Genomic DNA, 14,866 nt, shown 5'->3' with positions numbered 1-14,866 from the left:
CCGGCCGTCGCTGCGCCAGCTGGACAATATTTCGTGCACTGCGAGATCGCGGAATACCAAGTGCCGTACAGTCTTTTGCTGGTCGACGAGGTGAAGCATTCACCTGCAGGCAAGCAGGTCTAACGCTGGACCGAGGAACTAACCGAGGCGCGACCCGCCAATAACGTGCAGACAAGCCGCGTGCCAAACGGGGCTTGATGACGCTGCACAGCCAATTTGATCAAACGCCGCTTATATTCAATAATGAGGAAGGTTTGGCGTTGTGTCGTTTTCGGGCTCTCCGCAGATGCGGGTGTACCGGTGGTGCGGGTTTCGGTTGCGCTGACTTGACCACTTTCTGCCGGCTCGATGAACTCGAGCTTGAGGTGACCGGGCAAACGTCTGGACTCAGATCGGGCGGTGCTGGCGCACCGGATCACCGATGATCGATGGTGCCGGCGCCGTGGCGAGGAAGGCGTTTCAGGCGGCTACCGCATCTGCTTATGCGCACACTGACCAGGATAACGACGAGGATCGTGTCACAGCTTAGCGACTCAGGTTTGCTACCGGCGAATAGATCTACCGGCGATATGTTGATTGTAGAGTTGAAGAGAAAGTAACCGAGGTGCCAAATTTCAACGCATTACCACCCGAGGTCAACGTTAGCAATATCCAGGGTCCGGGTTCTAAGCCGATACGGACCGCTCAAACAGCATGGGAAAGTCTGGCGAAAGAGTTGGCTTCTGCGGCGGACGGGTGGGGAACTCAAGTTAGCGCGACGCAAGACTCGTTTAAAGGTCCGGCAGCGGGCTATTTTTTACAAGCGGCAAAGCAATACCACGCCTGGCTGTATAACCACGCCTACACGGCCAATTGTACCGCCTTGCATCTCGGTGAAGCGGCGCAGGCCTACGACACGGCGGTCCGCTTGATGACGCCGCATACTGCGATAGTGGCGAACCGCGCGACTGCCTTAACTCTGAAAACAACCAATTTTTTGGGGCAATTCACCACCAAAATCGCGGAGTTGGACCGCAAATACGAAAAGATGTGGGCACGGAATGCAGAAGCGATGAATGAGTATCAGTTTGTTACCTTCGATATTATGAAGCGGGCTGAAGAAACAGCAATTACACCGGCGCCGCTGGTAGTCCACGGCTTTTACAGGCCCTTCGGCAGCTCTCAAACCACCACCGAAGAAGACGGATGATAAATCTAAATCCTCTTGTTGGATTGGTGCCGGCGCTGTGGCAAGGAAAGCGTTTCAGGGTGCTCCCGCATCTGCTTACACGCACACTGACGAGGATCGTGTTACAGCTTAGCGACTCAGGTTTGCTACCGGCGAATAGATCTACCGGCGATATGTTGATTGTAGAGTTGAAGAGAAAGTAACCGAGGTGCCAAATTTCAACGCATTACCACCCGAGGTCAACGTTAGCAATATCCAGGGTCCGGGTTCTATGCCGATACGGACCGCTGTAAAAGCATGGGGAGATCTGACGGTAGAGTTGTATTCTCAGATGAAACGGTGGAAAGATCAAGTTAGCGCGACGCAAGACTCGTTTAAAGGTCCGGCAGCGCGCCATTTTATAGACGCGGCAAATCAGTACACTTCCTGGCTAAATGGACACGCCGGAACGGCCAGTGCGACCGCCGTGTATCTCGGTCTAGCGGCGCAGGCCTACGACAGGGCGGTCAAGGCGATGGTGCCGACATCTACGATAGTGGCAAACCGCGCGGCTACCTTAACTATGAAGACAACCAACCTTTTGGGGCAATTCACCACCAAAATCATGGAGCTGGATGACGAATACCAAAAGATGTGGGCCCAGAATGCGGAAGCGATGAATCAGTATCAGTTTGCTGCCTTCGAGATTACGAGGCAGGTTGAAGAAGCAGGAATTACACCGGCGCCGCAAGCGGTCCACGGCAGCTCTTCCAGGTCCAGCGGCTATCATCCCATCAGCAGCGCCACCTTCGACGAAGAGAAATTCTCCTGACCGCTGGCGGCATTTGAAAATTGGTGTCGTAGATGGATGGGCGGTCGGTGGTGGGATCACCCTACCCAGAGGTATCGGACTCTGGCCCGGTAGTGGGCCGCCGTAGCTTCTGTTCATGATGGCCCGCCACCTGGCCGGCGGATAACCACTGCGGCTTTGGACTGTGTCACCCATAACGTAACGAAATTAACTGTAAGGAGATAAAAAGTATGACCGCACGTTTTATGACCGATCCGCACGCGATGCGGGATATGGCGCGCCGTTTTGAGATGCACGGCCAGACGGTGGAGGACGAGTCGCACAAGATGTGGGCCTCGACGCTGAACATCGCGGGTGCGGGCTGGAGCGGGGCCGCGCAGGCGACGTCCTTTGACACCATGGGGCAGATGAATCAGGCGTTTCGCAACATCGTGAACATGCTGCACGAGGTGCGTGACCAGCTAGGTGCCGCCGCCACCCGCTACGAGCAGCAAGAGCAGGCCTCCCAGCAGATCCTGCAAAGCAGCTAGCCTCGAAAACTACTGCTGTCCACGACCTTTTCTCATTCACTTTCTCAATTGAGGAGCACAAAAACTCATGTCCAGCATTAACTACCAGTTCGGGGATATCGACGCCCACGGCGCCACCATCCGCGCGCAAGCCGCGTCGTTGGAAGCCACCCACCAGGCCATCCTGGCCAGTGTGCGCGACGCCGCTGACTTTTGGGGCGGCCAGGGCTCGGCGGCATGCGAGCAGTTCATCACAGATTTGGGCCGCAACTTCCAGATGATCTATGAGCAGGCCAACGCCCACGGCCAAAAAGTGCAAGCCGCCGGTAACAACATGGCCGACACCGACCGCTCCGTCGGTTCCGCATGGGCCTAACCCCCACACCGGCCAGTTAGGTGAAGTGACAATCCCCGGGAATCACCAAGACGTTGGTTGTCGGGGATTGATCCTAAGATGAGCCGAGCACCGCGCAGCGGCACGATCGCGGTAACGACCTTTACGCCAGCAGAGGCGGCCACTCGCCCATGGTCGGGCTAGGTGTGGAGGTATCACGTTCTTCGGCTACGCGCAGATGTGTTCGTAGTCAATGGAACCGAGCATGCCGTTGATGGAATGCCTACGTCGCCTCTGGCGACAAGTTCCTCGCGGACATGGTGCCCAAGATCGTGAACTCTCCCGCATTCCAGACGCAGCGCTCTGCCATTTTCATCACGTGGGACGAGGACTATTCCGGGATGCGTCAAGGCCACTTCGCTGCCGTCGAATACAACAATCATCACAGCCTGGCGCGCACCATCGAAGACGCTCTCCAACTGCCCCGGCTCACCAACAATGACCGATTCGCCTACCCGATGAACGAATACTGGCCCCAGTGAACGAATACTCGTTATCGCGAAGCATTTCTGAACAAGCAGCGGCCGTGCCATAAGCTGAGCCCCATGTCGAAGCCGACGGTTCTGATCAGCGGCGCAGGCATCGCCGGTCCTGCCCTTGCGTTTTGGCTCAACCGGGCCGGCCACCGCGTGGTGGTGCTGGAGATCGCCGACGGCATCCGCCCGGGCGGCCAGACTGTCGACTTGCGCGGCGCGGGGCGGGCGGTCGTCGAGCGGATGGGGCTGATGGACCGCATGCGCGAGCGCAGCCTCGACCAGCGGGGCGTCGCCTGGGTAACCGCCGACGGGCGGCGCCGCAGCGAAATGCCGGTCGAGGCATTCCACGGCAACGGCATGGTCAGCAAACTTGAGATCCTTCGCGGCGACCTGGCCGACGTGCTATACCAGGCCACCGCAGCCGACGTCGAGTACCGATTCGGCACCCGCATCATGGGGTTGGCGACGGCAAACGACGCATCCGAGAACGTGGTGGTGACGTTATCCGACGGCACGGCGGTGCGCGCCGACCTGGTGGTCGGGGCCGACGGGCCGCACTCGGCGGTGCGACGGTTAGCCTTTGGACCCGAGGAAAGTTTCGTCAAGCCGCTGGGCGGCTACAACGCCTGGTTCACCGCTCCCGACACCGTCGGCTTGGACGGCTGGTATCTGATGTATCAGGCACCCGGTGGGCTTAACGTGTCGATGCGGCCGTCGCATGACCCGGCGATCGCCAAGGCGGGGCTCGCGTTTCGCTCCGATCCTATCCACTACGACCGCAGTGACCTTGACGCCCAGCGTGATCTGCTGGCCGCCCGGTTCGCCGGTGCCGGTTGGCAATCCGATGCACTCGTCGCCGCTGCACATGCAGCCGACGACTTCTACTTCGACGCGTTCACCCAGGTCCACATGAACGTCTGGTCGGCTGGACGCGTCACGCTGGTCGGAGACGCCGGCTACTGTGCGTCACCGCTGAGCGGCATGGGCACCAGCCTGGCCTTGGTCGGCGCGTATGTGTTGGCCGGTGAATTGGGCCCCGCCGGTAGCGGGACGGGCATTAATGCGGAACCGCTGGCGGCCGCCCTGGACCGCTATCAGACGGTGATGCGGCCCTACGTGGACAGATGCCAGAAGCTACCGAACGGCATCGACGGTTACCTGCCGAAGTCCGCTGCCGACATCACCATGACCGCGTTGGTGATGAAATACATGCAACGCTGGCCATTCCGGCCGTTCGCCGAGCGGAAATGGTTCACCACGGCCGACGCGATCGAGCTGCCCGACTACGCAGCGTCGAGTTCTAGCGCCCGCCGCGGGTAATCCCCTGCGCCCCGTGGGCAGCGGGGTCACCGCACCGACCGAACGCCCGTCTGAACCCGTCGATGTTGCGCGCACCTTCCAGAACGTCGTCATCAATTTGCAATGTGGTGCGCATAGCATCACGGTACCCGCAGATCTTGCCGCCCTCGCTCTGAGACAGGCGACCGAGTCAGGCGTCTTCGGCGATAGCCTGCACTCTGTCGCCGTTCACGGCCCCGTTCATCGCAGACGGGTCCGGTGGGATCTCGAAGGCCGCGAACGCAGAACCCACCGCAGCCGCCGCCGCGTTGCGCCTGGCGGTCATCCGAGCCAGTGCATTCTCGGTGAACACCGACAATCCCAGGTCGGGGTTGTATCCGTGGATTTCCTTCACGTCGAGCTGGGCCAGGAAGTAGATGATCTCCTTGGACACCACCTGGCCAGGGACCAGAACCGGGAAACCGGGCGGGTAGGGCACCACGAACGTGGTGGACACCAGGGTCCTCCCCTCAGCAAGCTGACGCCCGGCCGTGCCGATCTGTACGTACTCGCGGTCCGACTCTTCATACCCGGCGTAGAAGGCGGACCGCATGTCACCGAACGAGCTGGCATCTTCGGGACGGAAGGCGACGTCGAACTCGCTGAAGTCGGGAAGATGCGGCAGATCCTGGGTGATCTCCTCAACATGGCGCTGATGCAGCGCGAGGTCGGCCCCGCTGGCCGCCTTCTGGATCCGGTCAAAGTCGCTGGCCACCCGGCGCAGCACGTCGAGCAGATAATGCACGCTCGACCAGGTGACACCGATGGTGAAGATCAGCAGCACGCTGTTGATGGATGTCTTGTTGATCTGGATGCCGAATCGCTCCATCAGGATCTTCTCGCGGAAGTCGTATCCGTTCATTCCGGTCTTCCCGACAAACAAGGTGACCCTCGTCGGATCCAGCACGAACTGGTCGGACCGCCACGCCTCATTCCATTCCGCCAGCGCACCCTGCCGAACCTGACGGTACGAGCTGACCGCTGATGCCCGGTACTCGTCGGGCACTAGGTCGGACTCGTCGAGGATACGGAACCATTTGCTGATCAGCCGGTCTTTGCGGACGCGGTGACGGAAGACCAGCGCCATGTCGTACACCAGCCGGACCAATTGAAATCCCTCGATGTCGACCTGGCGGCGCGCCAGGTCCAGCGACGCGAGAAGTTGTTGGTTCGGCGACGTCGAGGTGTGCGTCAAGAATGCCTCACCGAACGCATCCCGGGCCAGCGCGTTGAAGTCTTGATCGCGGACATGGATCATCGACGCCTGCCGAAGCGCCGACAGCGACTTGTGGGTGGAGTGCGTCGCGTACACACGAATCCGCGCGCGATCGGGGTCGGGAAGCAGCCGCTGGTCAACCCACTGCGACCGGGGGATCCCGTCCATCGATGCGCACCAATTGCGGTATTCCTCGGCGTATTCGGCAGACCACAACCGCTGTTCGAGTTGCTCGGCAGACACCATTGCGGTCCGCTGCCGGGCCCACGGCACAGCGGTAGCAAACGCATACCACGCCTCGTCCCACAGGAAGCAGATGTCTGGCTTGATCGCCAGCACCTCCTCCATCACCCGCTGCGGGTTATAGACGACGCCGTCGAAGGTGCAGTTGGTGAGCAGCAACATGCGGACCCGGTTCAGTTGTCCGGCCGCCTCGAGATCCAGCAGCGCCTTCTTGATCGTGCGCAGCGATACCGCGCCATAGATCGCGAACTGCGGCAACGGGTAAGCATCCAGGTACATCGGGTATGCGCCGGCCAGCACCAGGCCATAGTGGTGCGACTTGTGGCAGTTGCGGTCGATCAGCACGATGTCACCCGGCCGGGTCAACGACTGTACGACGATTTTGTTGGCGGTGGAGGTTCCGTTGGTGACGAAGTAGGTGTGGTTGGCGCGCCAGGTAACCGCGGCTTTGTCCATCGCTTTCTTGATGTTGCCGTGCGGGTCCAGCAACGAATCCAGGCCACCGGAGGTGGTCGACGTCTCGGCCATGAAGATGTTCCGACCGTAGAACTCGCCCATGTCCTGCAGCGACCTCGAGTTAAAGATGCTGGCGCCACGGGCGACCGGAAGAGCATGGAATTGACCCACCGGCGCCGCCGCGTAGGCGCGCAACGCGTCGAAAAACGGTGTGGCGAACCGGTTTCGCAAGCCCGCAAGTACGGTGCTGTTCAGGTCGGTGACGTCGTTGAGCCGATAGAACGTCCGGTCGTAGACATCGGGCTCGTCATCACTGCCCGCCGCGATCGACTCGTCAGTGAGCAGATACAGGTCGATATGGGGCCGCAGCTGCCTGATCCACTCACCGCATTCAACCCAGTCATGCGGGCGGTCCATGGTGACCAGCGAGCTTTCCGAGTCGCTGGCCCCCAACAAGGTGTTCATCAACGGCACCCGGTCGCGGGACCGCAGCGGCAAATCATGGCGGATGATCGCGGCCTGAATCTCGCCGTTCAGCGCGACCGCGGTGATGGCGTCCTCAACGCTGGACACCACAAGGAGCTCGAACTGCACATCATCGGATGGATTGCGCAGCTCCCGCAAGCTCTCCGCCAGACAGTCCGGAGCCGTGGACGGGGCATCGTCGGCGAGCAACACGGTGTAGAACTGCTGCTGCTTGGCTTGGGCCACCAACTCCTGGTCGGCCAGCGGCGCTGACGTATCGAAAAGCGCTGTGCGGTCACCATATTCGCTCAACAGGCGCACGGCCAGCGATACCTCTTCGGTAAGCCGAACCGTCGCCATGGTGGCAAGATAGCCGCGGAACGCCGCCAGATTCTCCGCGCCGGGATACAGCCAGTACCGCTCGTAGGCGCCGATGCGGTCGAGCAGGCGCTTGACCCGCGCGACGTCGTGGGCGGTGTCCAGCCCGGCGCGGTCGACCTCAGCCAGGTGACGGCAGGCGTCGTCGAGCACGTTCCACGTGTCGATGCGCGTGTATGACGGGTTGGCTACTGCCGCTAGCGCGGAAACACGAAGTCGTCGCGGATGGCCACTGTCTCGATTCATGTCGTCACCTCTTCTGGTGCGGGTAGCCGCCGTCAGTGCAACTCTTAATTATCGCCGCCGAGAAGGAAATAATGACCGGTACCAGTATCTACGCATGTCACTTCCTCCGCAGGGCCACGCGTGGTCGCGAGGACATTCGAGTTCGTCGACGGCGACGCAAAAGCAGGGTGTCCGCGTCGGATTTCATGCCACTTCCGTCCGAGGCGTGGCCCGATCCATTTTGCCGAGTCCAGCAAGTAGTCCAGCAAGTATTGTGACCCGTCTGCGCTCAGCGCGCGATCATTTCGCGGCGCGATTCGACCGGGTCGGTCAGCAGCCGGCTCATGACTGCGGTGCGTGGTTCTCGGAAGTGCCGGCGGCCGTGCGCACCGCCTGCCGGACTGCTTGAGCGGCCGCACGAATCTGCGGCGTCACCAGCATGACCTGCCCCAGCACTCCGTTGACGAAACCAGGCGAGTCATCGGTAGACAGCTCCTTGGCCAGCTCTACCGCCTCGTCGACGGCGACCGGTTCGGGCACGTCGTCGGCGTACAGCAGCTCCCACACCGAGACCCGCAGAATGGCGCGATCCACTGCTGGCAGCCGATCGAGCGTCCAGCCCTGTAGATGCGAGGTGATCAGTTCGTCGATATGGGCGGTGTGCTCGCTAACTCCTTGGGCGACCACGACCGTATACGGATGCAGCGGCGCCACATCCGGCTTGGATTCCGCCAGTGCACTACGGACCTCGACCACCTCAAGTGGGCTCAGACCGCGGGCCTCGGCTTCGAACAACAGGTCGACGGCACGCTTACGGGCCTGATGGCGTCCCTTGACCGGCTTAGACATGATCAGGCGTTCACACGTCCCAGATAGCTGCCGTCGCGTGAATCCACCTTGAGCTTGTCGCCGGTGTTGATGAACAGCGGCACATTGATCTGGGCGCCGGTCTCCAAAGTGGCCGGCTTGGTGCCCGCACTGGACCGGTCGCCCTGCAAGCCCGGCTCGGTGTGGGTGACCTCTAGTTCGACGGTCACCGGCAGCTCGATGTATAGCGGCGCACCGTTGTGGAAGGCCACCTGTACCGGCATGCCCTCCAGCAGAAACCGCGCGGCGTCGCCAACCAGCGACTCCGGCAGCGGATGCTGCTCGTAGTCCTGGCTGTCCATGAACACAAAGTCGGCACCGTCGCGGTACAGGTAGGTCGTGTCGCGCCGGTCTACGGTGGCCGTATCCACCTTCACCCCAGCGTTATATGTCTTGTCGACGACCTTGCCGGACAGGACGTTTTTGAGCTTGGTGCGCACGAAAGCCGGGCCTTTGCCGGGTTTGACGTGCTGGAACTCGATGATTGTCCAAAGCTGTCCTTCGATTGCCAGCACAAGCCCGTTCTTGAAATCGGCAGTGGTCGCCACGGTCGATGAGTCTCCTACAGGATTGCCAGTTCTTTGGGGAACCGGGTCAACAATTCCGGGGTAAGCCCGGTGGGTCTAGACGTTGTCGACGTCTCTGGCGTTGCCTTAGCCGCCACCACCAGTGTGTCTTCGATGCGGACACCGCCGCGGCCGGACAAGTAGACGCCGGGCTCCACGGTCACGACGGAGCCCGCAAGTAGTGTACCGGCGGAGGTCGCGCCGATACCCGGCGCTTCGTGGATTTCCAGGCCCACGCCGTGGCCCAAACCGTGGCTGAACTGTTGGCCGTAACCCGCGTCGACAATCAGCTGGCGTGCCGCGGCGTCCACGTCGCGCAGGTTGGCACCCGGTCGCAACGCCTCCCGACCGGCACGCTGCGCCTCGGCGACCAGCTGATAGATCTCCAGCTGCCAGTCAGCGGCCGGGCCCAGCACGAAGGTGCGGGTCATGTCGGAGTGATACCCGGCGACCAGCGCACCGAAGTCGATCTTGACGAAATCGCCCGCCTCCAGCACCGCGTCAGTCGGCCGGTGGTGCGGGATCGCCGAATTCGGCCCGGCCGCCACGATCGTCTCGAACGACAGCGCGTCAGCGCCATGGTCGAGCATCAACCCCTCCAGCTCGCGGCCCACCTCGCGTTCGGTGCGGCCGGGACGCACACCGCCGCGCGCCACCAGCTCGGCCAGCGCGGCGTCGGCCGCCTCGCAGGCTAGCCGCAGCAACGCAAGCTCGCCAGCGTCCTTGACTTCGCGCAGCGCCTCCACGGTTCCGGAGGCACGCACCAACTCGGTGTGGCGCCCCTCGAGCTCGCCGGTTAACGCGTCCAGGCCGTCGACCGTGACCACATGGCTTTCGAAGCCCAGCTTGTGCACGCCGTCGTCAGCTGCCCGGCCAGCCAAATAGCGTCCGCAGGACCGCTCAATGGCGACCTCGAGCCCGGGTGCTTGCTGCGCGGCCTGAGTCCGGTAGCGGCCGTCGGTGGCCAGCACGGCGTCGCGTTCGTCGGCGAACACCAGCAAAGCGCCGTTCGACCCAGTGAAACCCGACAGGTAGCGCACATTGATCAGGTCCGTCACCAGCATCGCGTTTAGCCCGGTGGCCACGATTTGTGATTTGAGATTGTCTCGACGCTGGGAATGTGTCACAGCTGTTGACGCTACCCGCTGGATTGAATTGCCCGGCTCTCCCTCATCGCTTCGCCCTGAATTGTCGCCGAGCTAGGCTGGGGGCCCATGAGTAACTGGATGCTGCGCGGTGTGGCGTTTGCCGCCCTGATGGTCGTTGTCCGCTTGATTCAGGGGACGATGATTAACGCGTGGCAAGCGCAGTCCGAGTTAATCAGTGTGGTGCTGCTGGCCGTGTTCATCGCCGCAGCGGTGGTGTGGGCGGCGCGCGACGGCCGGGCCGACGCCACCGCGAGCCCGGATCCGGACCGGCGCCAGGATCTGGCGATGACCTGGCTGCTAACCGGCATCCTGGCGGGCGTCCTCGGCGGCGCGGTGGCCTGGCTCATTTCGCTGTTGTACAACGGCATCTACACCGGGGGGCTGATCAACGAGCTGACAACGTTCGCGGCGTTCACCGCTCTCATTGTTTTTCTGCCTGGGGTGATCGGTGTGGCGTTCGGGCGTTGGCGCGTTGACCGCAGTGGCCCCCCAGTCCCTGAGCATGGTGGATCCGAACAGGATCGGGCTGACACCGACGTGTTCGCCGCTGTCCGGGCCGACGACACGCCGACCGGAGAGTTAGCCGCGGCGCAACCTAAGGAGCAGACCGCGCAGGTCGCCACGGCCGAACCCGAGGCACCCACCGAAACGATCACCACCGGCGAGCCTGACGACGCGCCCACCGAGGTGATCGGCACCGACACCGACGCCACCACGCCGCACGATATCCCGAAAAAGGATTAGCTCCCCGCCGTCTCGGCCAGATAGCGCAAGGCAAGCAGATAGCCCTGAACTCCCAGCCCGACGATCACTCCTGTCGCGACCGGGCTGAGGTAGGAATGGCGCCGAAACTCCTCGCGGGCATGCACATTGGAGATGTGCACCTCGATAAGGGGTGCGCTTAGTTCAGCGCACGCGTCGCGCAGCGCCACTGACGTGTGCGTCAAGCCGCCGGCGTTGAGGATCACCGGCTCCCCGGCATCGGCGGCCAGATGGACCCACTTCAGCAGCTGAGACTCACTATCACTTTGCCGCACAACAGCTTTGATCCCTAGCTCAGCGGCCTCGCGCTCGATCAGGACCGCCAGCTGGTCATGGGTGGTGCTACCGTAGACATCAGGTTCACGCCGACCCAGCCGGCCCAGGTTGGGACCGTTGATAACGTTGACAGTCGTCATCAGGCACTCAATCCCGCGTAGGCGGTCACTAACAGCCCGGGGTCCGGCCCCACTAACCGCCCCGGCTTAGCCAGCCCATCGAGGACCACGAATCGAAGCACGCCGGCCCGGGTTTTCTTGTCGCCGGCCATATATTCCAGCAGCTGCGGCAACGCGTCGGCGTCATAGCTGACCGGCAGACCCAGCGAGGTCAGGATGCTGCGATGCCGCTCGGCGGTCGCGTCGTCCAGGCGGCCGGTCAGCCTAGCCAGCTCGGCGGCGAACACTAAGCCCACCGACACGGCCGCGCCGTGACGCCATTCATAGCGCTCCCGACGCTCGATCGCGTGTGCCAAAGTGTGGCCATAGTTCAGAATTTCGCGCAGCTCCGACTCCTTCTCGTCAGCGGAGACGACGTCCGCCTTGACGGTGACGGCCCGGCGGATCAGCTCCGGCAACACGTCGCCGGCCGGGTCCAAGGCCGCCTGCGGATCAGCTTCGATGAGATCGAGGATCACCGGGTCGGCTATGAATCCGGCCTTGACCACTTCGGCCATCCCGGACACGATTTCGTTGCGCGGCAACGTTTCCAGGGTCGCCAGGTCAGCCAACACGGCGAGCGGCTGATGAAATGCGCCGACCAGGTTCTTGCCGGCCTCAGTGTTGATACCGGTCTTGCCCCCGATGGCCGCGTCGACCATGCCGAGCAATGTGGTGGGCACGTGCACGATCGAGACGCCGCGTAACCAGGTAGCCGCCGCAAACCCAGCGACGTCGGTAGCGGCGCCGCCACCAAGGCTGACCAGTGCGTCTTTACGTCCAATTCCGATGCGGCCCAATACTTCCCAGATGAATCCCACGACAGGAAGATCCTTGCCGGCCTCGGCGTCGGGTATTTCGATGCGGTGCGCGTCGACGCCCTTGCCGGCCAAGTGGCTTCGGATCGCTTCCGCGGTTTGGGTCAGTACCGGTTGATGCAGTATCGCGACCCGATGTCGGTTAGCCAGCAGCTCATCCAACTGGTCCGACAGCCCGGTGCCGATCACCACAGGGTAGGGCGGGTCGACGGCCACCTGCACGGTGACCGACGTGTTGATATTTGTCATTTGGTGACCTCACGAGATTTACTGCGTGGCGACCCACTGCGCCCGGCTGCGCCGCGCTTGTGATCGCCACGAGATTTACTGCGTGGCGACCCGCTGGGTTCAGCGCTGGCCGGTTTGGCCTGCAGCCGCGCCACGATGTAGCGGACTACCGCCCCCGGATTGCGGTGGTTGGTATCAACCCGGATGGTCGCAACTCGCCGGTAGAGGGGAGTCCGTTTGACCATTAGTGCCCGGAATTTTTCGGCACGGTCTCCCCCGGCCAGCAACGGCCGCACGGCACTGCCGCCGGTGCGGCGCACCCCCTCTGCGGCGTTGATCTCCAGATAGATGACGGTGTGGCTGGCGAGCGCCGCGCACACCCCGGGGCTAGTGACAGCGCCGCCGCCAAGCGACACCACACCGTCATGCTCGGCTAACGCCGCCCGCACCACGCCCTCCTCGATGCGGCGGAACTCCTCTTCCCCGTCGGTGGCGAAGATGTCGGCGATGCTGCGACCGGTCTGCTGCTCAATGGCCGCGTCGGTATCGAGCAAGCTCACCCCTAGTGCTTTGGACAGCCGCCGCCCGATGGTGGACTTGCCGGATCCCGGCAGACCTACGAGTACTGCCTTGGGTGCCATCGCGCCCATACCCGCCTATCCCCGGCTCGCCGCAGCCTGAGCGGCTGGCGCTTCCCGGTCGGCGACCGCGCGCTGGTACGCCTCGATGTTGCGGCGGGTTTCGGTCAGTGAGTCACCGCCGAACTTTCGCAGCGCTGCGCGGGCCAGCACCAACGCAACCATGGTCTCGACAACAACTGCGGCGGCCGGCACCGCGCACACATCTGAGCGCTGGTGGATTGCGACGGCCTCCTCACCGGTTGCCAGGTCGACGGTGGCCAGCGCCCGCGGCACAGTGGAGATCGGCTTCATCGCCGCGCGGACCCGCAGCGGCTGGCCATTGGTCATGCCGCCTTCGAGTCCACCTGCCCGGTTGGTGGAACGGACGACGCCGTCGGGACCGGGATACATCTCGTCGTGGGCACGGCTGCCGCGGCGACGCGCAGTCTCGAAACCGTCACCGATCTCCACGCCCTTGATCGCCTGGATTCCCATCACGGCTGCGGCCAGCTGGCTGTCGAGCCGGTCATCGCCGCTGGTGAAGGACCCCAACCCGACTGGCAGGCCCAGCACCACGGCCTCCACTACCCCGCCGAGGGTGTCGCCGTCTTTCTTGGCCGCTTCGATCTCGGCGATCATTGATTTCTCAGCCGTTTCATCAAACGCGCGCACCGGGCTGGCGTCGATCGCGTTGAGGTCTTTGGGCCCCGGCGGTGGCCCATCGTAGGGGGCCGACGCGCCGATCGAGATGACGTGCGACAGCACTTCGACCCCCAGCGCTTGACGCAGGAAATGCCGCGCGATCGTCCCCGCCGCGACACGGGCGGCGGTCTCCCGGGCGCTAGCCCGCTCCAGCACCGGACGAGCGTCGTCAAAGCCGTACTTGAGCATGCCCGCATAATCCGCATGGCCCGGGCGCGGCCGGGTGAGCGGGGCGTTGCGCGCGGAGTCTTCCATTTCTTGAGTTTTTGAGGGGTCGACCGGATCGGCGGCCATCACGGATTCCCACTTCGGCCACTCGGTGTTGCCGATCTCGATGGCTATGGGGCCGCCTAGGGTGATGCCGTGGCGCACCCCGGACAAGACCGTCACCGCGTCGCGCTCGAATGCCATCCGAGCACCGCGGCCGTAGCCAAGCCGGCGGCGCGCCAACTGATCGGCGATGGCGGTGGAGGTGACTTCGACACCGGCGACCATGCCCTCGACAACGGCCACCAGGGCCCGGCCATGCGACTCCCCGGCGGTGATCCAGCGCAACACCTGACTATCCTCCCATGCCGTTTCGGGCTCACCCAAAATGCGCGCATGCGTCGAAATCGACGCCAGGTCACCCGAGAGCCAGGCTCACGGCCCCCACGGTGGCCAGGCACATCGAGGGACCATGCGGCACGGCCCCGGCGCCGCCGAAAAATCGAGCGGCCACACCCAGCAGCGCAGTGAGCATCGGCGCGCCCAGCGCCGCCAGAAACCACACCTCGACGCCGAAATAGCCGGCCAGCCCGCCCAGCCCGATCGCCAGCTTGACATCACCGGCCCCCATCGCCGCCGGCGCCACCAAGTGCACCAGCAGATACACCCCGGTCAATGCCACCGACCCGGCCAGCGTGGGCCCGCCGCGGCCGGCGACGGCGGCGGTCAGCAGAATCACCCCCGCCCCGGGCAGCGTCAACGCGTTCGGCAACCGGCGTTCGGCGATGTCATAACAACTCAGCGCCGCCAGCCAGACCAGCACCACACACGCGGCCCCAACCCGCATGCGCGGCAC

17 protein-coding genes and 2 pseudogenes are annotated in these 14,866 nt (G+C 63.3%); 9 read left to right on the top strand and 10 right to left on the bottom strand.

All coding sequences use genetic code 11. From position 1 onward, the window contains the following. Position 1 precedes the first annotated feature (1 nt). The 8 genes and pseudogenes from B586_RS22740 to B586_RS08645 form a co-directional block, all read left to right on the top strand. A pseudogene (locus B586_RS22740) lies at positions 2-198 on the top strand (acyl-CoA synthetase); the annotation flags it as partial. A 62-nt stretch (positions 199-260) separates the two neighbouring features. Further along, positions 261-459: pseudogene (locus tag B586_RS21595) on the top strand (hypothetical protein); the annotation flags it as partial. 145 nt (positions 460-604) lie between these two features. Further along, positions 605-1,189 carry a PPE family protein gene (locus B586_RS08670; RefSeq protein ID WP_054880182.1) on the top strand — a complete coding sequence of 195 codons (585 nt, stop codon included), beginning with the start codon at positions 605-607 and terminating at the stop codon, positions 1,187-1,189. A 187-nt stretch (positions 1,190-1,376) separates the two neighbouring features. After that, the gene (locus B586_RS08665) at positions 1,377-1,979 is read left to right on the top strand and encodes a PPE family protein (RefSeq protein WP_168162522.1); all 603 of its coding nucleotides are present in this window, start codon (positions 1,377-1,379) and stop codon (positions 1,977-1,979) included. 209 nt (positions 1,980-2,188) lie between these two features. After that, complete coding sequence (locus B586_RS08660; protein WP_054880184.1) at positions 2,189-2,488, top strand: WXG100 family type VII secretion target; 300 nt, start codon at positions 2,189-2,191, stop codon at positions 2,486-2,488. Positions 2,489-2,555: 67 nt separating this feature from the next. Beyond that, positions 2,556-2,843: a WXG100 family type VII secretion target gene (locus B586_RS08655; RefSeq protein ID WP_047314358.1), complete on the top strand. Its 288-nt coding sequence runs from the start codon at positions 2,556-2,558 to the stop codon at positions 2,841-2,843. Between the two features lie 290 nt (positions 2,844-3,133). Continuing rightward, positions 3,134-3,343: a hypothetical protein gene (locus B586_RS08650; protein ID WP_231584693.1), complete on the top strand. Its 210-nt coding sequence runs from the start codon at positions 3,134-3,136 to the stop codon at positions 3,341-3,343. A 63-nt stretch (positions 3,344-3,406) separates the two neighbouring features. Continuing rightward, on the top strand, positions 3,407-4,657 hold the full coding sequence (locus B586_RS08645; protein ID WP_054880185.1) for an FAD-dependent monooxygenase: 1,251 nt from the start codon (positions 3,407-3,409) through the stop codon (positions 4,655-4,657). On the opposite strand, the gene B586_RS22405 is transcribed toward B586_RS08645, so the two are convergent. From B586_RS22405 to B586_RS08625, 5 genes are all read right to left on the bottom strand, one after another. After that, on the bottom strand, positions 4,638-4,772 hold the full coding sequence (locus B586_RS22405; protein WP_257720475.1) for a hypothetical protein: 135 nt from the start codon (positions 4,770-4,772) through the stop codon (positions 4,638-4,640). The genes B586_RS08645 and B586_RS22405 overlap by 20 nt on opposite strands. Before the next feature lie 54 nt (positions 4,773-4,826). Beyond that, positions 4,827-7,679: an aminotransferase class I/II-fold pyridoxal phosphate-dependent enzyme gene (locus B586_RS08640; RefSeq protein ID WP_047316550.1), complete on the bottom strand. Its 2,853-nt coding sequence runs from the start codon at positions 7,677-7,679 to the stop codon at positions 4,827-4,829. A 321-nt stretch (positions 7,680-8,000) separates the two neighbouring features. Continuing rightward, the gene (nusB, locus tag B586_RS08635; RefSeq protein ID WP_054880186.1) at positions 8,001-8,507 is read right to left on the bottom strand and encodes a transcription antitermination factor NusB; all 507 of its coding nucleotides are present in this window, start codon (positions 8,505-8,507) and stop codon (positions 8,001-8,003) included. Positions 8,508-8,509: 2 nt separating this feature from the next. Beyond that, the gene (efp, locus tag B586_RS08630) at positions 8,510-9,073 is read right to left on the bottom strand and encodes an elongation factor P (RefSeq protein WP_047316552.1); all 564 of its coding nucleotides are present in this window, start codon (positions 9,071-9,073) and stop codon (positions 8,510-8,512) included. Between the two features lie 14 nt (positions 9,074-9,087). Continuing rightward, complete coding sequence (locus tag B586_RS08625; protein WP_047316553.1) at positions 9,088-10,218, bottom strand: aminopeptidase P family protein; 1,131 nt, start codon at positions 10,216-10,218, stop codon at positions 9,088-9,090. Positions 10,219-10,305: 87 nt separating this feature from the next. On the opposite strand from B586_RS08625, the gene B586_RS08620 reads away from it, so the two are divergent. Next, on the top strand, positions 10,306-10,983 hold the full coding sequence (locus B586_RS08620; RefSeq protein WP_054880187.1) for a B-4DMT family transporter: 678 nt from the start codon (positions 10,306-10,308) through the stop codon (positions 10,981-10,983). On the opposite strand, the gene aroQ is transcribed toward B586_RS08620, so the two are convergent. The 5 genes from aroQ to B586_RS08595 all read right to left on the bottom strand — a co-directional run bounded on the left by aroQ (position 10,980) and on the right by B586_RS08595 (position 14,857). Further along, entirely contained in the window at positions 10,980-11,417 is a 438-nt protein-coding gene (aroQ, locus tag B586_RS08615) for a type II 3-dehydroquinate dehydratase (RefSeq protein WP_047316555.1), read from the bottom strand. The genes B586_RS08620 and aroQ overlap by 4 nt on opposite strands. Further along, positions 11,417-12,502 (bottom strand): 3-dehydroquinate synthase, encoded by a 1,086-nt coding sequence (aroB, locus tag B586_RS08610; protein WP_047316556.1) that lies wholly within the window; start codon positions 12,500-12,502, stop codon positions 11,417-11,419. The genes aroQ and aroB overlap by 1 nt, the downstream gene beginning before the upstream one ends. Continuing rightward, positions 12,499-13,122, bottom strand: coding sequence for a shikimate kinase (locus tag B586_RS08605; protein WP_054881000.1), 624 nt, complete (start codon positions 13,120-13,122; stop codon positions 12,499-12,501). Before B586_RS08605 ends, aroB begins: the two co-directional genes overlap by 4 nt. 15 nt (positions 13,123-13,137) lie before the next feature. Beyond that, positions 13,138-14,361, bottom strand: coding sequence for a chorismate synthase (aroC, locus tag B586_RS08600; protein WP_054881001.1), 1,224 nt, complete (start codon positions 14,359-14,361; stop codon positions 13,138-13,140). Between the two features lie 67 nt (positions 14,362-14,428). Then, positions 14,429-14,857, bottom strand: coding sequence for a prepilin peptidase (locus tag B586_RS08595; protein WP_047316581.1), 429 nt, complete (start codon positions 14,855-14,857; stop codon positions 14,429-14,431). Positions 14,858-14,866: the final 9 nt, after the last annotated feature.

The organism is Mycobacterium haemophilum DSM 44634 (genome assembly GCF_000340435.2).
Taxonomy (GTDB): Bacteria; Actinomycetota; Actinomycetes; order Mycobacteriales; family Mycobacteriaceae; genus Mycobacterium; species Mycobacterium haemophilum.
Note: the sequence above shows the minus strand (reverse complement) of the source record. Positions and strands in the feature narration are given on the sequence as shown.

Bases quoted from the DNA above. Each gene is read 5' to 3' on its own strand.
- B586_RS08660 (WP_054880184.1), top strand. From the start codon at position 2,189: ATGACCGCACGTTTTATGACCGATCCGCACGCGATGCGGGATATGGCG.
- B586_RS08655 (WP_047314358.1), top strand. From the start codon at position 2,556: ATGTCCAGCATTAACTACCAGTTCGGGGATATCGACGCCCACGGCGCC.
- B586_RS08645 (WP_054880185.1), top strand. From the start codon at position 3,407: ATGTCGAAGCCGACGGTTCTGATCAGCGGCGCAGGCATCGCCGGTCCT.
- B586_RS22405 (WP_257720475.1), bottom strand. From the start codon at position 4,772: ATGCGCACCACATTGCAAATTGATGACGACGTTCTGGAAGGTGCGCGC.
- B586_RS08640 (WP_047316550.1), bottom strand. From the start codon at position 7,679: ATGAATCGAGACAGTGGCCATCCGCGACGACTTCGTGTTTCCGCGCTA.
- nusB (WP_054880186.1), bottom strand. From the start codon at position 8,507: ATGTCTAAGCCGGTCAAGGGACGCCATCAGGCCCGTAAGCGTGCCGTC.
- B586_RS08620 (WP_054880187.1), top strand. From the start codon at position 10,306: ATGAGTAACTGGATGCTGCGCGGTGTGGCGTTTGCCGCCCTGATGGTC.
- aroQ (WP_047316555.1), bottom strand. From the start codon at position 11,417: ATGACGACTGTCAACGTTATCAACGGTCCCAACCTGGGCCGGCTGGGT.
- aroB (WP_047316556.1), bottom strand. From the start codon at position 12,502: ATGACAAATATCAACACGTCGGTCACCGTGCAGGTGGCCGTCGACCCG.
- B586_RS08605 (WP_054881000.1), bottom strand. From the start codon at position 13,122: ATGGCACCCAAGGCAGTACTCGTAGGTCTGCCGGGATCCGGCAAGTCC.
- B586_RS08595 (WP_047316581.1), bottom strand. From the start codon at position 14,857: ATGCGGGTTGGGGCCGCGTGTGTGGTGCTGGTCTGGCTGGCGGCGCTG.